This window comes from Ensifer soli (assembly GCF_041928815.1).
Classification (GTDB): Bacteria; Pseudomonadota; Alphaproteobacteria; order Rhizobiales; family Rhizobiaceae; genus JBHFEI01.
In genome coordinates this window covers 176,471-193,904 of the sequence record NZ_JBHFEI010000008.1, presented here as the reverse complement: position 1 = coordinate 193,904, position 17,434 = coordinate 176,471, and the positions used below count along the sequence as shown (strand labels likewise).

The window sequence follows — 17,434 nt, the reverse complement described above, 5'->3', positions numbered from 1 at the left end:
TCCATGACGCTCAAGGGCGTGATCTTCGACCTCGACGGCGTTCTCGTCGACACGGTGCCGGCGCATTTCGCCGCCTGGGCACGGCTCTTCAAGGAAGAGGGCTATCCCTTCGACGAGGGGGTGTATCACGACAAGGTCGACGGCCGCCGCCGGCAGGACGGCGTGGCGGCGGTGATGATCGGGGCGCCCGCGGACAGGATCGATGCGGCGGCCGAGCGCAAGGACGGCTATTTCCTCGAACTGATCGAAAAGGGCCAGTTCAAGGTGTTCGAGGGCTCGGTCGATTTCGTCAACACGTCCTGCAGGGCCGGTCTGCGGCTCGCGACCGCCTCGAGCAGCCGGAATGCCCGCTACATCCTGGACAAGGTCGGACTTCTCGACAGGTTCGACGCGGTGGTCGGCGGCGATGACGTGGAACACGGCAAGCCCGATCCCAGCATCTTCCTGACGGCGGCGAAGCGCATCGCGCTTACGCCCCGCCACTGCGTCGTCGTCGAGGACGCGATTTCGGGCGTCACCGCTGCCAAGACCGGTGGCTTCTTCTGCCTCGGCATCGACCGCCACGGCCACCCGGCGCGCCTGGCTGGCGCGGACCTGATCGTTGGCGACCTCGCCGAGCTTGACCTCGAACAGCTTCGCACCGCCTTCGAGGCGAAGGACGGCTGATCGGCGCGACACGCCGGACCGGCGTAACCCGTTGCCACTGTTCCCATCCGTCTCGTCTCCCCCGACGGACGTGGTGGAGCCACGGACGGCGACACTCCCCAACTGATTTTCGGCACGACAATGCGCTGCGCGAACGGGAACCAATCGGGCTCCCCCTGGTTCGTCTGTCGTGATGCGGGTCGTGTCAAGCCGACGCGGCAGGGATGGCGAACAGGGTGGTTTTTCGGCTTTCTCACCCTGGCCAACGAAATGGCAGACGAGCGCCCGACCTGTCCGACCCGCATCCGCACCCGGTTTGGAGGACGCCATGGACGACAGGGAACACCGTATCCGCAAGCGGGCCCACGCACTTTGGGAAGATGACGGGCGACCGGACGGCCGGCACGAGCATCATTGGCAGCAAGCAGAAGAAGAGTTCAATGCTGAAATCCGCCATGTTCACGCCGACACCCCGGCTTCGGCCGAACTGGAAGCCGGAACGGGCGAGAAATATGCCGCGGCAGGAGAAGCAGGTGCCGTTCCCGGGGAAGATCGGGCCCCACCCTCGGATCCTCACCCGGGTTCACTCTCCGACGGACGCCATCCTGAAGCGAAGGAAGGTGGCGTGGACCGTCGTTGAGCAGGCCCAGTGTCCGGACGCCCCGGCAACCCGCGGGCATGTAGCCGATATCTGTAACATGGACGATGAAGAAGCCGTCTAACCGCTATCTCGGGTACGGTATCCCGGCCCTTGATGCGGCCCATGCGTTGGCTACGTTCCCTTAAGGTCAGAGTGTCCATAAGATACCTGCATTATTCATCTTTATTTTTTCAATGAATGCCGCCTCTCAATGCTTGATCTCGACGTACTCCCCGAATCCTGGCCGTTCTCCCAAGCCTCCTATGGCTTCATCACCCGTACGGTGGCGCTCTTCGTCACGCAGGCTCGCCTCGCTGACGCGCGGGCAAAGCTTCCTGAATTGGTGCCTGAAGAACTGGTCGCTCCACTGCGACAGGCTGAGGCCAAGCGAGTCTTCTATGTCTCGGAGGGTCATCTCGATGGTCCGTAGGCGTTGATCGAAAAGGTTGCAGCGTCGCCGGGGCCGCGATTGGTTATCATGAACACAGTTCAGAGCGCGGCTGCCCTGGCTCTATCGATGCGACAGGGTGAGCATGACGTCCTGCATCTGTCGACGGCTCTCGCGCCACGCGACCGGGAACGGATTCTCGAAGTGGTCAAGACGCGGCTCGACGCGAACAGTCCATCCAGCGACTGGACGTTGGTCGCGACGAGCTTGATGGAAGCCGGCGTCGATCTTTCGTTCCGCACCCCATTTCGAGAACGTTTTTCCGCTGCCTCGCTCATCCAGATCAGCGGCCGAGGCAACCGCAATGCTGAGTGGAGCGAGGGCGTTACGGTTCATGATTTCACCATCTCTCATAGTGACAGACTGAAGCACATCCGGCCGCCAATATCCCGGCAAATATCTTGGCGCGCCTTTTCGAACAGGGAAAGTTTCGCGGACAGATCGATCCCGCGGAGTTGGTCACGCTGGCGATGAGAATGGAGATGCAACAAAGAAACTCGGGCGGCCGCATCGGCCTGCTCGTCGACGCGGAAAATGAGCGCCGCTACCCCGATGTGGCAGAGCAAGGTCGCGTCATTGATTCTGACAACCGACTCGTTGTCGTTGATTCCGTGTTACGTGATCGCCTCATCGGTCGTGATAAGGTCGCAATGCGAGATTTGCTCGCAGGTAGCGTACAGGTCTGGGCAAATCGCACCGGCCATCTTGGTCTTGATCCGCTGCCCGGTCGCGAAGACATCTATTGGTGGCCGCATGCCTATGACCCCAATTTTTTGGGCTATATGGCTGGAGCCTTGTTTTTGGATGCGGTTTCCAAGGGAGAGACTGTCATCTTCTGATTAATGGTGCCGGATGAGGGGATTGAACCCCCGACCTTCGGTTTACAAAACCGCTGCTCTACCGCTGAGCTAATCCGGCCCTTCGACATTGGCCTCGGGTGCCTGTTCGGTACTTACGCAGACCGTGCGCCTTAAGCGCATGATCCGGCTCACCTTCTCGTCCCCAGCGCATCCGATGACACATCAGGGGCGCTGCCGATCGACCTCTCAAGGCAACCGCAGCAGGGAGTTACCATATTCTGCCGTGCTGTAAAGGAAAAAGCCGCCGACGCGCGCGTCAAGGATGGGGGGAGCGCAGGCGCAATGTGGCCCTGCGCGGGCGCGCGTTCGCCAGACGGCGCTGCATGTGCGGCGGGACGAACAGCGAGGCGACGGCAAGAAGCGTGGCGATCGCGGTTGCGAACCAGAGGCCCGGACCGGGGCCGATCAGGTGGCCGATCGTGGCCCCCGAGAGCGCCCCCGCAGCCATGCCGAGCCAGGGCGCGGAATTCATCAGCCAGTCCGCACGCCGTTCTCCGGTCAGCCACCCGCCAAGCCCCTTGCCGAAACGCGACAGGGCGCCGGTGACGAAGGTCAGTCCGACCGGCAGGCCCTCCACCTGTTCGACGGCGACGTTGACGACGCCCATGGCCAGCACGAGGAGATAGAAGCGGGCCTCCGGCGCCGTGCCGGGCGGGATCGCGGCCGCGCCGGCGAGCAGCAGCGCGACGCCGATCATCACCCGCAACAGCCTGCGCTCGGCGCCGTGCGCGATGACGATGCCGAGCGTGTTGCCGGCGACGAAGACGAGAAGCGCCCCGGCCAGGAGCAGCGCCGCCGCGCCATCGCCGCCGGCCGCGGCCACGGCGGCGCGCGTGGTGTTTCCGCTCATGAAGGACACGAAATTGCCGCCGATCAGCAGTCCGAGCGCATCGGTCATTCCCGCGAGAAAGGAGAGAACGGCGACGAGCACGAGGCCGAGCGCCTTGCGCCGCCGCTCCACCAGCCTGCGTCGTCGTGCGTGCGTCATGCCCTGGTCCCCGTCAGCCCTCAGGCCGCGACGATAGCTGATTCGGGGCCGCCGAGGCGCGGGCGCCCTTGCCCCGTCGGGGGCGGAAACATCCCGTGCGGGACCCCCTTTCGGATCGCTGTGGCGAGAGGGGGGCGGACAAGCGCCCCAAGCACCGGCTTTCCGAAGGGCCAAGCCGGAAGGGCTCAGGCGATCGCGCGGCTGAGCCACCGGCTGTCGAGCGGCTCGACGTCGCGTTCGCGGCAGCGTGCCAGGGTCGGCGGCAGTTGCTCGGCGAGATAGTCGATCAGAACCCGCACCGCCGGCAGGAGGCCGATGCGGGACGGAAAGACCAGGTGGACGATCGTGTCGCGCGCCGCCCAGTCCGGCAGGACCGGGGCCAGGATCCCGGCGCGGAAGGCACGGTCGGAAATCGAACCCGGAAGAAGCCCGATGCCGACGCCTTCGACCGCCGCCCGTTCCAGGATGGTAAAGTCGCTGCAGCCGAGCACCGGCGCATGGCTCACCTCGACGGTGCGCCCGTCGGCATGATGCAGCGTCCAGCGGTCGGTCAGATGCCGCTCGTTCATCGACAGCGTCGGCAGCGAACCGAGCGTGTCGATCGTGACGGGGGGGTGCCGTGCGAGAAAGGCGGGGCTCGCCACCAGCGCGCTGCTCTCCTCGCCGAGTTTGCGCACGATCAGCGTCTGGTCGTTGTCGAGCTGGTTGCGCGCGCGGAGCGCGATGTCGATCCGCTCCTCGATCAGGTCGACCCGGCGGTTGGTCATCGTCAGCAGCAGGCGGATCTGCGGGTAGCGCCGATAGAACTCCGGCAGGATCAGGGCGATCATCGGGCTGAAGCCCGGCGGGATGGCGGCGCGCACGACGCCGGAAGGTTCGCGCCGGGCAGCGGCGATCAGCGCCTCGGCATCCTCGACGCCGGCGAGGATGCCCTCGCATCGCTCGTAGAAGGCCTGGCCGATTTCGGTGACGCGCAGTTTGCGGGTGGAGCGTTCGAGCAGGCGCACGTCAAGCTGTTCCTCCAGCCGGGCGACATGCTTGCTCAGCCGCGACTTCGGCATGTTCAGCGCCCGGGCGGCGGCGGAAAAGCCGTTGTGGCGGACCACCGCGGCAAAGAGGGCAAGGTCGTTCAGGTCCTGCATCCTGCCTCCAGCGCCGGCATCATCGTTTCCGCCGGGAAACGCAATGTTGGAAAATGCGCGGCTTATCGCTCGATTGTTTTGAATTCATATCAGGAGCACCCAATCACAGAACCGCACGCGACGAAAGGTGCAGCCCCATGAACATCCTCCACATCGATTCCGGAATCCTCGGCGACCATTCGGTCTCCCGCCGGCTGACGGCGGCTATCGTCGCGCGGTTGCAGGGTGAGCATCCCGAAGCCGCCGTCACCCATCGCGACCTTGCCGCCGAGCCGATCGTCCATCTGACCGGCGCCCATCTCGCCGCCTCCGCCGAGGACGGCACGGCCGAGGTCAAGGCCGGCCGCGAGGCGCTGGCCGAATTCCTCGCCGCCGACGTGATCGTCGTCGGCGCGCCCATGTACAATTTCACCATTCCGAGCCAGCTCAAGGCCTGGATCGACCGCGTCGTCGTCGCCGGGCAGACCTTCCGCTACACCGCCAACGGCGTCGACGGCCTTGCGAAGGGCAAGCGCGTCATCGTCGCCTCGACGCGCGGCGGCTTCTACACCGCCGGCTCGCCGATCAGCGCCATGGACCATCAGGAGAGCTATCTCGCGACCGTCTTCGGTTTCATCGGCATCACCGATGTCGAGTTCGTCCGCGCCGAGGGCCTGGCGATCAGCGCCGAAAGCAAGGAGGCGGGCATCGCCGCCGCGGAAAGCGCCGTGGCCGCCGTTCCGGCGCTGAAGCTCGCGAGCTGAGGCGAGAGGAATGTCGACGGCGCCGGAGTCCGCTCCGGCGCCTCCGCGTCCTTACGCTCTCGCGAGAAACCGGCGGGTGGCGTAAAGCGCGATCGCTGCCGCGTTCGAGACGTTCAGCGACCGGATCGCGCCCGGCATGTCGAGCCGCGCCAGATGGGTGACGGTCTCGCGCGTCTTCTGCCGCAGTCCCTTGCCCTCCGCGCCGAGGACGAGCGCGATCTTCTCGCCGGCAAGCGTTCCCTCGAGCGGTGCCGGTCCTTCCGAATCGAGCCCGATCGAGACGAAGCCGAGCCCGTGCAGTTCCTCGAGCACGTTCGCGAGATTGGTGATCTGCACATAGGGGATGAGTTCGAGCGCGCCGGAGGCGGATTTCGCCAGCACGCCCGATTCCTGCGGGCTGTGGCGCTGGGTGGTGATCAGCGCGCCGGCATCGAAGGCGACGGCGGAGCGCATGATGGCGCCGACATTGTGCGGATCCGTCACCTGGTCGAGCACGAGAACCAGCGGGCAATCCTTCAGCGCCGCCAGCCGGCGTACCGGCAGCGGCTCGGCCTCGATCATCACGCCCTGGTGGATCGCGTCCGCTCCGAGGATGCGGTCGAGATCCTGCGGTGAGACCGTCTCGACGGGGAAGGGCAGGGCCGGAATGTCGACGTCGAGGCGCTGGGCCGCATTGGCCGTCACCTTCATCGCGCCGATCCGGCGCTCCGGATTGAGGATCGCCGCGCGCACCGTATGCAGGCCGTAGAGCAGCACCTGCCCGGGAGGAGGCGGCTCGGGCCGGACATCCTTCTGCGCCGTCCGGCGCCTCTTGTCCGGCGCCGGCGTCGGGATTTCGCCGCGCTCGCGCCTGGCGTCGCGGTGGGCACGGCGCAGATTGGCGTAATGGGTGTCTTTGGCGCTCTTGTCGCCCGGAATGTCCTTGCTCATTCCCGCCTTATAATGCGGCCGCGCGGCAAAGGAAACGCCGGCATGGCCCGTGCGGCGCGTGTCGTGCGGGCAGGGGGGATCGCCCACCCCGGGATGTCGGGAACGGGTGCGATTTTCCCTCATCTTTTTGCGCGCCTGCGTGTTGACAGGACCGGATTGGGCGGTCATATAGCCGGCGCAGACCGAGAGGGCGCCGCCCGAAAAGGTCTCGATGCAATGCTTGATCGCACGGTCCCGACGGAACATGGAGGGATGCCCGAGTGGTTAAAGGGGACGGACTGTAAATCCGTTGGCTCAGCCTACGTTGGTTCAAATCCAACTCCCTCCACCATCCGTTGCGAAGGACCTGGGTCAAGCGGGTATAGCTCAATGGTAGAGCAGCAGCCTTCCAAGCTGAATACGCGGGTTCGATTCCCGCTACCCGCTCCAGCGCGACCGAAGCTCCGCAAAATATCGGGCAGCAAGCGCTGCTTGCACGCGCACAGCGGCATCTCCATTTAGGTCTTGCGCAATGGCTTCGAAAGCCTTACACGCCTGCGCAAACCGGCTTAGGTCCGGTCCCTCATCCGAGTGACGACAGGAAACGCATTCATGGCAAAGAGCAAATTCGAGCGGAACAAGCCGCACGTGAACATCGGCACGATCGGTCACGTCGACCACGGGAAGACGTCGCTGACGGCAGCGATCACGAAGTATTTCGGCGAGTTCAAGGCGTATGACCAGATTGACGCCGCTCCGGAGGAAAAGGCGCGCGGCATCACGATCTCGACGGCGCATGTCGAATACGAGACGCCGGCCCGCCACTATGCGCATGTCGACTGCCCCGGCCACGCCGACTACGTGAAGAACATGATCACGGGTGCTGCGCAGATGGACGGCGCGATCCTGGTGTGCTCGGCCGCCGACGGCCCGATGCCGCAGACGCGCGAGCACATCCTGCTCGCCCGCCAGGTCGGCGTTCCGGCGATCGTGGTGTTCCTGAACAAGGTCGACCAGGTCGACGACGAGGAACTGCTGGAGCTGGTCGAGCTCGAAGTGCGCGAGCTGCTGTCGTCCTACGACTTCCCCGGCGACGACATCCCGATCGTCAAGGGCTCGGCGCTGGCCGCGCTTGAAGACTCGAACAAGAAGATCGGCGAGGACGCGATCCGCGAGCTGATGGCCGCCGTCGACGCCTACATCCCGACGCCGGAGCGTCCGATCAATCTGCCGTTCCTGATGCCGATCGAAGACGTGTTCTCGATCTCGGGCCGCGGCACGGTGGTGACGGGCCGCGTCGAGCGCGGCATCGTCAAGGTCGGCGAGGAAGTCGAGATCGTCGGCATCCGCCCGACGTCGAAGACGACGGTGACGGGCGTCGAGATGTTCCGCAAGCTGCTCGACCAGGGCCAGGCGGGCGACAACATCGGCGCGCTGGTGCGCGGCGTCGCGCGTGACGGCGTCGAGCGCGGTCAGATCCTGTGCAAGCCGGGTTCGGTGAAGCCGCACAAGAAGTTCAAGGCGGAAGCCTACATCCTGACGAAGGAAGAGGGTGGCCGTCACACGCCGTTCTTCACGAACTACCGTCCGCAGTTCTACTTCCGCACGACGGACGTGACCGGGATCGTGACGCTGCCGGAAGGCACGGAAATGGTGATGCCGGGCGACAACGTGACGGTCGACGTCGAGCTGATCGTTCCGATCGCGATGGAAGAGAAGCTGCGCTTCGCCATCCGCGAAGGCGGCCGCACCGTCGGCGCCGGCATCGTCGCCTCCATCGTCGAGTAAGCGATCACCTGATCGGATAAAAGAAAGGCCTCGCGGGCGACCGCGGGGCCTTTTCCGTTGCGAAGAGGGCGTGTCGCCCTGCTGTTTTAGGGATAGGGCATAACCTCCCCAGATCTGCCAATGGAGCGAAGACGCGTTTCCGCGTAAGCCTTTCCGTGTCGCCCTTGAAGTATGGCCCCGCCGAAGCGGTCCGGGCCTTGATGCGTCGATCCGCGGGATCCGCTTGCCAGGGTGGACGGAATGCGGCGCACCCCGGCAGGGTGCGTCAAGACTCCCGAAACGACGAGGCAGACCCATCCGATGAAAAGGCCCGTGCGCGCGGCAGGCACCGCGCTTCTCATCACCGCGACCGTCCTCGCGATGCCGGCGGGCCGGGCGAGGGCGGACGAGCCGCTGCTGATCTGGTCGCCGTCGAAAATCGCGAGCCAGGGCTACCGGCTGCGCATGGGCATGCGGACGCCGACGGCGGCCGACATCAGCGCCGGGGTCGACCTGTCGCTGCGCGCCTCGACCTCAGGCCGCATCCGCGAGATCCGGGACAGCACGCGGCTCTGGGCGGAGGTCGCCGACAAGACGAAGGGCGGCCGCGAGCGCAGCGCCGCAGCGGGCTACAACCCGATGACCGGCCGTGGTTCCGCCAATGCGGGTGTCTCGCGGCGGTGGGCGATCAGCCCCTCCTTCGACATCGTCCTCGCGCCTTCGGTTGCCCTCGACCTCGACGTGGCCCATGGCCGGATCGGCCGCGCGCGGATGACGCAGAAGGCGCAGATCCGCGCCGTCGGAACCGGAACGTCGCTGACGGCATCCGGAACGGCGATAACCCGGAAGGGCGGAATCGGCGCCGAACTCGGCGTGGAGCAGCGCCTTTTCGACGGCCTCAGTCTCGGTGCCGCATTCCGGCGGCAGGAGGCGGCAACGACGGGGGCGCTGCAGGCACGGCTCCGCCTTGACTGGTAGGCGGGGGGACGCGGCGCGGCTCCTGTCTCGTCGTGAAAAAATCTGGCCTTCGCCCTTGCCAAGCGGCCCCCTTCGCCGTAAAGACGCCATGCCTTGCCGGAGACGGGCCTTGCGGCTTCGACGGTGGCAGGCGTGAAGGGGTATAGCTCAGTTGGTAGAGCGGCGGTCTCCAAAACCGCAGGTCGGGGGTTCGAGCCCCTCTGCCCCTGCCATTTCCGGCCGCACGGCGCAGTCACCTTGCAGCGACGGACCGGAATGGAAAGACGGATCGACCGTCTGAATTCGCGAAAGGCCCGGTTGCCTCTTGTTAAAAAGAGAATCGGCCTTTATGTAGGGCAAAACAGACACGCGGTGCGTGGAGCTGACCTGTCAGCTTTACGCGCCGTTATGGCGTGAGCATTCAATGGCATCGAAAACCAATCCATTCACGTTTCTGCAGCAGGTTCGCGCCGAGGCGTCGAAAGTCACCTGGCCGTCCCGGCGCGAGACGATGATCTCGACGCTGATGGTCTTCGTCATGGTGATCGTTGCGGCCGCCTTCTTTTTCGCGGCGGACCAGCTTCTGGGATGGGTCATCGGCCTCATCCTGAACGTCGGTCTCTGATCGGGCGGGGGTAGACATGGCTGCGCGCTGGTACATTGTTCACGCCTATTCGAATTTCGAGAAGAAGGTGGCGGAATCGATCGAAGAGAAGGCGAGGCAGAAGGGCCTCGAGCATCTGTTCGAGAAGATCCTCGTGCCGACCGAGAAGGTCGTCGAGGTGCGCCGCGGCCGCAAGGTCGATTCCGAGCGGAAGTTCTTTCCGGGCTACGTGCTGGTGCGCGCCGACCTGACGAACGAGGCCTACCACCTCATCAAGAACACGCCGAAGGTCACGGGCTTCCTCGGCACGGACAACAAGCCGGTTCCGATTCCGGACTACGAGGCCGAGCGCATCCTCGGCCAGGTGCAGGACGGCGTCGAGCGGCCGAAGCCCTCGATCTCGTTTGAGATCGGCGAGCAGGTCCGCGTTTCGGACGGTCCCTTCGCCTCGTTCAACGGCACCGTGCAGGATGTCGACGAGGAGCGTTCGCGCCTCAAGGTCGAGGTCTCCATCTTCGGGCGCGCGACCCCGGTCGAGCTCGAATACGCGCAGGTCGAGAAGGTCTGACGCGATCAGGGCGGCGTCCGCCGCCGAATGGCTTTGCTGCCCCGCAAGGGGCGGCATGGCGGGAACACTCCCGCATCGAAGCGTGGAAGGGCGGTGGCCGCAAGCCGGCGGTCGTCTTGCCCGCACCACGCAAACGCAGCCGCCGGTCTTCCCGTCGAGGGCCGGCCCATCGGCCGGGCAACCGGCCTGAGCGCTTCGGCCATGAGGCTGGAGCCGTCGTAAAGGCAGAGAGAGACTATGGCTAAGAAAGTTATGGGTCACCTCAAGCTGCAGGTGAAGGCAGGGTCGGCCAATCCGTCCCCGCCGATCGGTCCTGCGCTCGGTCAGCGTGGCATCAATATTATGGAATTCTGCAAGTCGTTCAATGCGGCGACGCAGGAACTCGAAAAGGGCATGCCGATCCCGGTCGTCATCACCTATTTCCAGGACAAGTCCTTCACCTATGTTATGAAGCAGCCGCCGGTCAGCTACTTCCTGAAGAAGGAAGCGAAGATCTCGTCCGGTTCGAAGACGCCCGGCAAGGGCGCGACCGCCGGCAAGCTCACCAAGGCGCAGATCAAGTCGATCGCCGAGGCCAAGATGAAGGACCTCAATGCCGCCGATCTCGAAGGTGCAATGACCATGATCGAGGGCTCCGCCCGCGCGATGGGTCTGGAAGTGGTGGCCTAAGACCATGGCAAAGATTGCAAAGCGTGTACAGAAGTCCCGCGACGGCCTCGATCCGGCGAAGATCTACGGCCTGACCGACGCGATCGCCGTCGTCAAGGAGCGCGCCAGCGCCAAGTTCGACGAGACCGTCGAGGTCGCCTTCAATCTCGGCGTTGACCCGCGCCATGCCGACCAGATGGTCCGCGGCGTCGTCAATCTGCCGAACGGCACCGGCCGCACCGTTCGCGTCGCCGTCTTCGCCCGCGGCGCCAAGGCCGATGAGGCAAAGGCTGCCGGCGCCGATATCGTCGGTGCCGAGGATCTCGTCGAGATCGTCCAGAGCGGCAAGATCGAATTCGACCGCTGCATCGCCACGCCGGACCTGATGCCGCTGGTCGGCCGTCTCGGCAAGGTCCTCGGCCCGCGCGGCCTGATGCCGAACCCGAAGGTCGGCACGGTGACGATGGACGTCACGGGCGCCGTCAAGGCGTCGAAGGGCGGCGCCGTCGAGTTCCGCGTCGAGAAGGCCGGCATCGTCCATGCCGGCGTCGGCAAGGTGTCCTTCGGCGCGGAAGCGCTGGAAGAGAACATCCGCGCCTTCGCCGATGCGGTCGTCAAGGCGAAGCCGACGGGTGCCAAGGGCAACTACGTCAAGCGCGTGGCGATCTCCTCGACCATGGGGCCGGGCCTGAAGATCGATCCCGCGACGCTGAGCGTCGCATGATGTTTTTCCCGCGGAAGACTTCCGCGGGACGGTGCTTTTCCGGCCCGCAAGGGCCGGGAAGACCGGTCCGCAAGGGCCGGAATTCCTGTCCGAGACTGCAGGTGGTCGTCCTTAATCACTTTGCCTGCATGAGACGGGTAAGTCCCGGAATTCGTCGCGCCATTGGCGTCGGTGTCCGGTTCGAACCTCGGCTTGCCTTGTACCGGTGTCTTTCCGTTCAGAGGGATGACGGGCAGGGGACAGGATCCTCGAGCGTCGCTCGGGATCTCTCATATGATCCCGTGCGGCAAAGGCAAACCCGGCAGGGCTGGCTCGCCAGACCTGTCAACTGGAGATAGGCAGTGGAAAGAGCGGAAAAACGCGAATTCGTCACGGAGCTGAACGGAGTCTTCAAGGCGTCCGGTTCGGTTGTCGTGGCCCGCTATGCCGGTATCACCGTCGCGCAGATGAACGACCTCCGGTCGAAGATGCGCGCCGCGGGCGGTACCGTCAAAGTCGCGAAGAACCGCCTGGCCAAAATTGCTCTTCAGGGCACGGAGTCGGAAGGGATCGATTCCCTTTTCAAGGGTCAGACGCTCATCGCCTACAGCGATGATCCGGTGACCGCTCCGAAGATCGCCATGGAATTCGCCAAGACCAACGACAAGCTCGTGATTCTCGGCGGCGCCATGGGGGCAACCAACCTCGATGCGGAAGGTGTGAAGTCGCTCGCGACCCTGCCTTCGCTCGATGAACTGCGCGCGAAGCTGCTCGGCATGATCAACACGCCGGCCACCCGCATCGCAGGGGTTGTCGCAGCACCGGCAAGCCAGCTTGCCCGCGTGTTCGCGGCCTATGCCAAGAAGGACGAAGAAGCCGCGTGAGGCGGTTTTTCGCTGTAATTCATCCAACCGGTTCGAACCGAAAAGCAATCAAGGATTAAGACAATGGCTGATCTCGCCAAGATCGTAGAAGACCTCTCCGCCCTCACCGTTCTGGAAGCCGCCGAGCTTTCGAAGCTTCTCGAAGAGAAGTGGGGCGTTTCGGCTGCGGCTCCGGTCGCCGTCGCCGCTGCCGGCGGCGCTGCTGCCGCTGCCCCGGTCGAAGAAGAGAAGACCGAGTTCGACGTCATCCTCGTCGAGGCCGGCGCCAACAAGATCAACGTGATCAAGGAAGTCCGCGCCATCACCGGTCTCGGCCTCAAGGAAGCCAAGGACTTGGTCGAAGGCGCTCCGAAGCCGGTCAAGGAAGCCGTCTCGAAGGGCGAAGCCGCCGACCTCAAGAAGAAGCTGGAAGATGCCGGCGCCAAGGTCGACGTCAAGTAAGTCGTTCTGACTTTATGACAGGGGAGGCGGCCTGGAAGACGGCCGCCTCTCTTTGGTCTTTTTCGGAAACTATTACCCAAAGGCCTCTGATCAGGCCTTTGGGTAATGGGTTCTCAAGAGGATGGTTCCCGCGCAGGTCGCCAGGCAATCCGGCCGGCCGCCTTCGCCAGAGGAACGGGATTTGAGACCATGATGCGACGGCGCCGACTGGCCAGCGGCCGCCGTCATCTGCAGGCCCGGGTGCACATTTGACAAGGAGCGACGATGGCTCAGACGCTTTCGTTCAACGGTCGCAGGCGCGTACGCAAGTTTTTCGGAAAGATCCCTGAAGTCGCGGAAATGCCGAACCTCATCGAGGTCCAGAAGGCGTCCTACGACCAGTTTCTGATGGTGGAGGAGCCGGCCGGCGGCCGTCCCGACGAGGGACTGCAGTCCGTCTTCAAGTCGGTCTTCCCGATCACGGATTTCTCCGGCGCCTCCATGCTCGAATTCGTGTCCTACGAGTTCGAGCCGCCGAAGTTCGACGTCGACGAATGCCGCCAGCGCGACCTCACCTATGCGGCGCCGCTCAAGGTGACGCTGCGCCTCATCGTGTTCGATATCGACGAGGATACGGGCGCGAAGTCGATCAAGGACATCAAGGAACAGAATGTCTACATGGGCGACATGCCGCTCATGACCGACAATGCGACCTTCATCGTCAACGGCACCGAGCGCGTCATCGTCTCGCAGATGCACCGTTCGCCGGGCGTCTTCTTCGATCACGACAAGGGCAAGAGCCATTCGTCGGGCAAGCTACTCTTCGCCGCCCGCGTCATCCCCTATCGCGGGTCCTGGCTCGACATCGAGTTCGACGCCAAGGACATCGTCCATGCGCGCATCGACCGCCGCCGCAAGATCCCGGTGACGTCGCTGCTGATGGCGCTCGGCATGGACGGCGAGGAGATCCTCGAGACCTTCTACACCAAGTCGTTCTACCAGCGCGACGGCAAGGGATGGCGCGTGCCGTTCCAGCCGGACCGCCTGCGCGGCCAGAAGACGCTCGCCGACATGGTCGACGCCGATACCGGCGAGGTCGTCGTCGAGTCCGGCAAAAAGCTCACCCCGCGCCTGCTGCGTCAGCTTTCCGACAAGGGGTTGAAGGCGCTGAAGTCGACGGATGACGAGCTTTACGGCAACTTCCTCGCCGAGGACCTCGTCAACCTGCAGACCGGCGAGATCTTCCTCGAAGCCGGCGACGAGATCGACGAGAAGACCCTGCCTGTCATCCTTGCGGCGGGCTTCGACGAGATTCCCGTGCTCGACATCGACCACATCAATGTCGGCGCCTATATCCGCAACACGCTCTCGGTCGATAAGAACGAGAACCGCCAGGACGCGCTGTTCGACATCTACCGCGTCATGCGGCCGGGCGAGCCGCCGACCATGGATTCCGCGGAAGCCATGTTCAACACGCTGTTCTTCGATGCCGAGCGCTATGATCTCTCGGCGGTCGGCCGCGTGAAGATGAACATGCGCCTCGACCTCGACGTCGCCGACACCGTGCGCGTGCTGCGCAAGGAGGACATCCTGGCGGTCGTCAAGATGCTGGTCGAGTTGCGCGACGGCAAGGGCGAGATCGACGACATCGACAATCTCGGCAACCGCCGCGTCCGCTCGGTCGGCGAGCTGATGGAGAACCAGTATCGCCTGGGCCTCCTGCGCATGGAGCGCGCGATCAAGGAGCGCATGTCGTCGATCGAGATCGACACGGTCATGCCGCAGGACCTGATCAACGCCAAGCCGGCTGCTGCTGCCGTTCGCGAATTCTTCGGCTCGTCGCAGCTGTCGCAGTTCATGGACCAGGTGAACCCGCTGTCGGAAATCACCCACAAGCGCCGTCTTTCGGCCCTTGGCCCGGGCGGTCTGACCCGCGAGCGCGCCGGCTTCGAAGTTCGCGACGTTCATCCCACGCACTATGGTCGTATCTGCCCGATTGAAACGCCGGAAGGCCCGAACATCGGCCTGATCAACTCGCTCGCCACCTTCGCCCGCGTCAACAAATACGGCTTCATCGAAAGCCCGTATCGCAAGATCGTCGACGGCAAGGTGACGACGGACGTCGTCTACCTCTCGGCGATGGAAGAGGCGAAGTATCACGTCGCCCAGGCGAATTCGGAGCTGAACGGCGACGGTTCGTTCGTGGAGGAGTTCGTCGTCTGCCGCCATGCCGGCGACGTCATGCTCGCCCCGCGCGATCAGATCAACCTGATGGACGTGTCGCCGAAGCAGCTCGTCTCGGTCGCGGCCGCGCTGATCCCGTTCCTCGAGAACGACGACGCCAACCGCGCGCTGATGGGCTCGAACATGCAGCGTCAGGCCGTGCCGCTGCTGCGCGCCGAGGCGCCCTTCGTCGGCACCGGCATGGAGCCGGTCGTCGCCCGCGATTCGGGTGCCGCGATCGCCGCCCGCCGCGGTGGCGTGGTCGACCAGGTCGATGCGACGCGTATCGTCATCCGCGCGACGGAAGATCTCGATCCCGGCAAGTCCGGCGTCGACATCTACCGGCTGCAGAAGTTCCAGCGCTCGAACCAGAACACCTGCGTCAACCAGCGCCCGCTGGTCACCGTCGGCGACGTTCTGAACAAGGGCGACATCATCGCGGACGGTCCCTCGACCGACCTCGGCGATCTGGCGCTCGGCCGCAACGCGCTGGTCGCCTTCATGCCGTGGAACGGCTACAACTACGAGGACTCGATCCTGCTCTCCGAGCGGATCGTCGCCGAGGACGTCTTCACCTCGATCCACATCGAGGAATTCGAGGTGATGGCCCGCGATACGAAGCTCGGTCCGGAGGAAATCACGCGCGACATTCCGAACGTCTCGGAAGAAGCGCTGAAGAACCTCGACGAAGCGGGCATCGTCTATATCGGCGCGGAAGTGCAGCCGGGCGACATCCTCGTCGGCAAGATCACGCCGAAGGGCGAAAGCCCGATGACGCCGGAAGAAAAGCTTCTGCGCGCCATCTTCGGCGAGAAGGCCTCGGACGTGCGCGACACGTCGATGCGCATGCCTCCGGGCACCTTCGGCACGATCGTCGAAGTGCGCGTCTTCAACCGTCATGGCGTGGAGAAGGACGAGCGCGCGATGGCGATCGAGCGCGAGGAGATCGAGCGTCTCGCCAAGGACCGCGACGACGAGCAGGCGATCCTCGACCGCAACGTCTATGCCCGCCTGATCGACATGCTGCGCGGCCACGTCGCCGTCGCGGGGCCGAAGGGCTTCAAGAAGGGCACCGAACTGTCGAACGCCGTCGTCTCGGAATATCCCCGCTCGCAGTGGTGGATGTTCGCCGTCGAGGACGAGAAGGCGCAGGGCGAGATCGAGGCGCTGCGCGGCCAGTACGACGAATCCAAGTCGCGCCTCGAGCAGCGCTTCATGGACAAGGTCGAGAAGGTCCAGCGCGGCGACGAGATGCCTCCGGGCGTGATGAAGATGGTCAAGGTCTTCGTCGCGGTGAAGCGCAAGATCCAGCCGGGCGACAAGATGGCCGGCCGCCACGGCAACAAGGGTGTCGTCTCGCGCATCGTGCCGGTCGAGGACATGCCGTTCCTGGAGGACGGCACGCATGTCGATGTGGTGCTCAACCCGCTCGGCGTGCCCTCGCGCATGAATGTCGGCCAGATCCTCGAGACCCATCTCGGCTGGGCCTGCGCCGGCATGGGCAGGAAGATCGGCGCGATGCTCGACGCCTACCGTCAGGGCGGCAACATCGAGCCGCTGCGCCAGACCATCGACAGCGTCATCGGCACCGGCCCGAAGGGCGAGCCGATCAAGGACTATGACGATCCGTCGATCGTCCGGCTTGCCGAGCAGACGCGTCGCGGCGTGTCGATCGCGACGCCGGTCTTCGACGGCGCCGTCGAGGCCGACGTCAACGAAATGCTGGAAAAGGCGGGGCTGAAGATCAGCGGCCAGTCGACCCTCTATGACGGTCGGACCGGCGAGCAGTTCGACCGACAGGTGACCGTCGGCTACATCTACATGCTGAAGCTGAACCACCTGGTCGACGACAAGATCCACGCCCGTTCGATCGGTCCGTACTCGCTCGTCACCCAGCAGCCGCTCGGCGGCAAGGCGCAGTTCGGCGGCCAGCGCTTCGGCGAGATGGAGGTCTGGGCGCTCGAAGCCTATGGTGCCGCCTATACGCTGCAGGAAATGCTGACGGTGAAGTCGGACGACGTCGCCGGCCGCACCAAGGTCTACGAGGCGATCGTGCGCGGCGACGACACGTTCGAGGCGGGCATTCCGGAGAGCTTCAACGTTCTCGTCAAGGAAATGCGCTCGCTCGGCCTGTCGGTGGAACTGGAGAACACCAAGCCCGAAGAAGGCCAGGTCCAGTTGCCGGACGCGGCGGAGTAAGGCCACAAGCGGCGCGTCGCTTTCGGCGACGCGCCCTTCGCCGGCCGCCCGGAAGGGCAGGGACCGGCTTTGCACCGCATCCGCAT

At 64.7% G+C, this 17,434-nt stretch carries 19 protein-coding genes and 4 tRNA genes; 18 read left to right on the top strand and 5 right to left on the bottom strand.

The annotated features are described in order from the left end of the window. Window positions 1-3: 3 nt before the first annotated feature. Both ACEVQ6_RS14140 and ACEVQ6_RS14135 read left to right on the top strand, forming a co-directional pair. Complete coding sequence (locus tag ACEVQ6_RS14140) at window positions 4-666, top strand: HAD family hydrolase (protein ID WP_374889639.1); 663 nt, start codon at window positions 4-6, stop codon at window positions 664-666. Between the two features lie 307 nt (window positions 667-973). Then, window positions 974-1,285, top strand: coding sequence for a DUF2934 domain-containing protein (locus tag ACEVQ6_RS14135; RefSeq protein WP_374889638.1), 312 nt, complete (start codon window positions 974-976; stop codon window positions 1,283-1,285). On the opposite strand, the gene ACEVQ6_RS14130 is transcribed toward ACEVQ6_RS14135, so the two are convergent. Continuing rightward, a complete protein-coding gene (locus ACEVQ6_RS14130; RefSeq protein ID WP_374889733.1) occupies window positions 1,219-1,410 on the bottom strand; it encodes a hypothetical protein in 192 nt (63 codons plus the stop codon). The genes ACEVQ6_RS14135 and ACEVQ6_RS14130 overlap by 67 nt on opposite strands. Window positions 1,411-1,496: 86 nt before the next feature. Here ACEVQ6_RS14130 and ACEVQ6_RS14125 point away from each other — a divergent pair, with 86 nt between their 5' ends. Genes ACEVQ6_RS14125 through ACEVQ6_RS14115 form a run of 3 tightly spaced genes read left to right on the top strand, consistent with a single transcriptional unit; the run spans window position 1,497 to window position 2,572 of the window. Further along, window positions 1,497-1,715, top strand: a complete 219-nt coding sequence (locus tag ACEVQ6_RS14125; protein ID WP_374889637.1) for a hypothetical protein — start codon at window positions 1,497-1,499, stop codon at window positions 1,713-1,715. Between the two features lie 48 nt (window positions 1,716-1,763). Then, the gene (locus ACEVQ6_RS14120; RefSeq protein ID WP_374889635.1) at window positions 1,764-2,207 is read left to right on the top strand and encodes a hypothetical protein; all 444 of its coding nucleotides are present in this window, start codon (window positions 1,764-1,766) and stop codon (window positions 2,205-2,207) included. Next, a complete protein-coding gene (locus tag ACEVQ6_RS14115) occupies window positions 2,135-2,572 on the top strand; it encodes a hypothetical protein (protein ID WP_374889737.1) in 438 nt (145 codons plus the stop codon). Before ACEVQ6_RS14120 ends, ACEVQ6_RS14115 begins: the two co-directional genes overlap by 73 nt. A gap of 4 nt (window positions 2,573-2,576) precedes the next feature. Here the strand turns inward: ACEVQ6_RS14115 and ACEVQ6_RS14110 are convergent. The 3 genes from ACEVQ6_RS14110 to ACEVQ6_RS14100 all read right to left on the bottom strand — a co-directional run bounded on the left by ACEVQ6_RS14110 (window position 2,577) and on the right by ACEVQ6_RS14100 (window position 4,723). After that, a tRNA-Thr gene (locus ACEVQ6_RS14110) sits at window positions 2,577-2,651 on the bottom strand. A 198-nt stretch (window positions 2,652-2,849) separates the two neighbouring features. Next, on the bottom strand, window positions 2,850-3,581 hold the full coding sequence (locus ACEVQ6_RS14105; RefSeq protein ID WP_374889633.1) for a YoaK family protein: 732 nt from the start codon (window positions 3,579-3,581) through the stop codon (window positions 2,850-2,852). A 185-nt stretch (window positions 3,582-3,766) separates the two neighbouring features. After that, window positions 3,767-4,723, bottom strand: a complete 957-nt coding sequence (locus ACEVQ6_RS14100; RefSeq protein WP_374889631.1) for a LysR family transcriptional regulator — start codon at window positions 4,721-4,723, stop codon at window positions 3,767-3,769. 137 nt (window positions 4,724-4,860) lie between these two features. On the opposite strand from ACEVQ6_RS14100, the gene ACEVQ6_RS14095 reads away from it, so the two are divergent. Next, the gene (locus ACEVQ6_RS14095) at window positions 4,861-5,466 is read left to right on the top strand and encodes an FMN-dependent NADH-azoreductase (RefSeq protein ID WP_374889630.1); all 606 of its coding nucleotides are present in this window, start codon (window positions 4,861-4,863) and stop codon (window positions 5,464-5,466) included. A 51-nt stretch (window positions 5,467-5,517) separates the two neighbouring features. On the opposite strand, the gene ACEVQ6_RS14090 is transcribed toward ACEVQ6_RS14095, so the two are convergent. Continuing rightward, a complete protein-coding gene (locus ACEVQ6_RS14090; RefSeq protein ID WP_374889628.1) occupies window positions 5,518-6,396 on the bottom strand; it encodes a TrmH family RNA methyltransferase in 879 nt (292 codons plus the stop codon). A gap of 246 nt (window positions 6,397-6,642) precedes the next feature. Between ACEVQ6_RS14090 and ACEVQ6_RS14085 the strand changes: the two genes are divergently transcribed. The 12 genes from ACEVQ6_RS14085 (at window position 6,643) to rpoB (ending at window position 17,348) form a co-directional block, all read left to right on the top strand. Beyond that, window positions 6,643-6,727, top strand: a tRNA-Tyr gene (locus ACEVQ6_RS14085). 24 nt (window positions 6,728-6,751) lie between these two features. Beyond that, window positions 6,752-6,825, top strand: a tRNA-Gly gene (locus ACEVQ6_RS14080). Between the two features lie 162 nt (window positions 6,826-6,987). After that, a complete protein-coding gene (gene tuf / locus ACEVQ6_RS14075) occupies window positions 6,988-8,163 on the top strand; it encodes an elongation factor Tu (protein WP_374889611.1) in 1,176 nt (391 codons plus the stop codon). A 300-nt stretch (window positions 8,164-8,463) separates the two neighbouring features. Continuing rightward, window positions 8,464-9,120 (top strand): hypothetical protein, encoded by a 657-nt coding sequence (locus tag ACEVQ6_RS14070; RefSeq protein WP_374889626.1) that lies wholly within the window; start codon window positions 8,464-8,466, stop codon window positions 9,118-9,120. Window positions 9,121-9,256: 136 nt separating this feature from the next. Continuing rightward, a tRNA-Trp gene (locus ACEVQ6_RS14065) sits at window positions 9,257-9,332 on the top strand. A 191-nt stretch (window positions 9,333-9,523) separates the two neighbouring features. Then, window positions 9,524-9,724 (top strand): preprotein translocase subunit SecE, encoded by a 201-nt coding sequence (gene secE / locus ACEVQ6_RS14060; RefSeq protein WP_374889624.1) that lies wholly within the window; start codon window positions 9,524-9,526, stop codon window positions 9,722-9,724. Window positions 9,725-9,740: 16 nt separating this feature from the next. Next, window positions 9,741-10,271, top strand: coding sequence for a transcription termination/antitermination protein NusG (gene nusG, locus ACEVQ6_RS14055; protein WP_374889622.1), 531 nt, complete (start codon window positions 9,741-9,743; stop codon window positions 10,269-10,271). A gap of 237 nt (window positions 10,272-10,508) precedes the next feature. Next, window positions 10,509-10,940 carry a 50S ribosomal protein L11 gene (gene rplK / locus ACEVQ6_RS14050; RefSeq protein WP_374889621.1) on the top strand — a complete coding sequence of 144 codons (432 nt, stop codon included), beginning with the start codon at window positions 10,509-10,511 and terminating at the stop codon, window positions 10,938-10,940. Window positions 10,941-10,944: 4 nt separating this feature from the next. Further along, on the top strand, window positions 10,945-11,643 hold the full coding sequence (rplA, locus tag ACEVQ6_RS14045; RefSeq protein ID WP_374889620.1) for a 50S ribosomal protein L1: 699 nt from the start codon (window positions 10,945-10,947) through the stop codon (window positions 11,641-11,643). Between the two features lie 341 nt (window positions 11,644-11,984). Beyond that, window positions 11,985-12,506 carry a 50S ribosomal protein L10 gene (rplJ, locus tag ACEVQ6_RS14040; protein WP_374889619.1) on the top strand — a complete coding sequence of 174 codons (522 nt, stop codon included), beginning with the start codon at window positions 11,985-11,987 and terminating at the stop codon, window positions 12,504-12,506. A gap of 63 nt (window positions 12,507-12,569) precedes the next feature. After that, the gene (rplL, locus tag ACEVQ6_RS14035) at window positions 12,570-12,947 is read left to right on the top strand and encodes a 50S ribosomal protein L7/L12 (protein WP_374889618.1); all 378 of its coding nucleotides are present in this window, start codon (window positions 12,570-12,572) and stop codon (window positions 12,945-12,947) included. A gap of 264 nt (window positions 12,948-13,211) precedes the next feature. Then, on the top strand, window positions 13,212-17,348 hold the full coding sequence (rpoB, locus tag ACEVQ6_RS14030; RefSeq protein ID WP_374889617.1) for a DNA-directed RNA polymerase subunit beta: 4,137 nt from the start codon (window positions 13,212-13,214) through the stop codon (window positions 17,346-17,348). Window positions 17,349-17,434 lie beyond the last annotated feature (86 nt).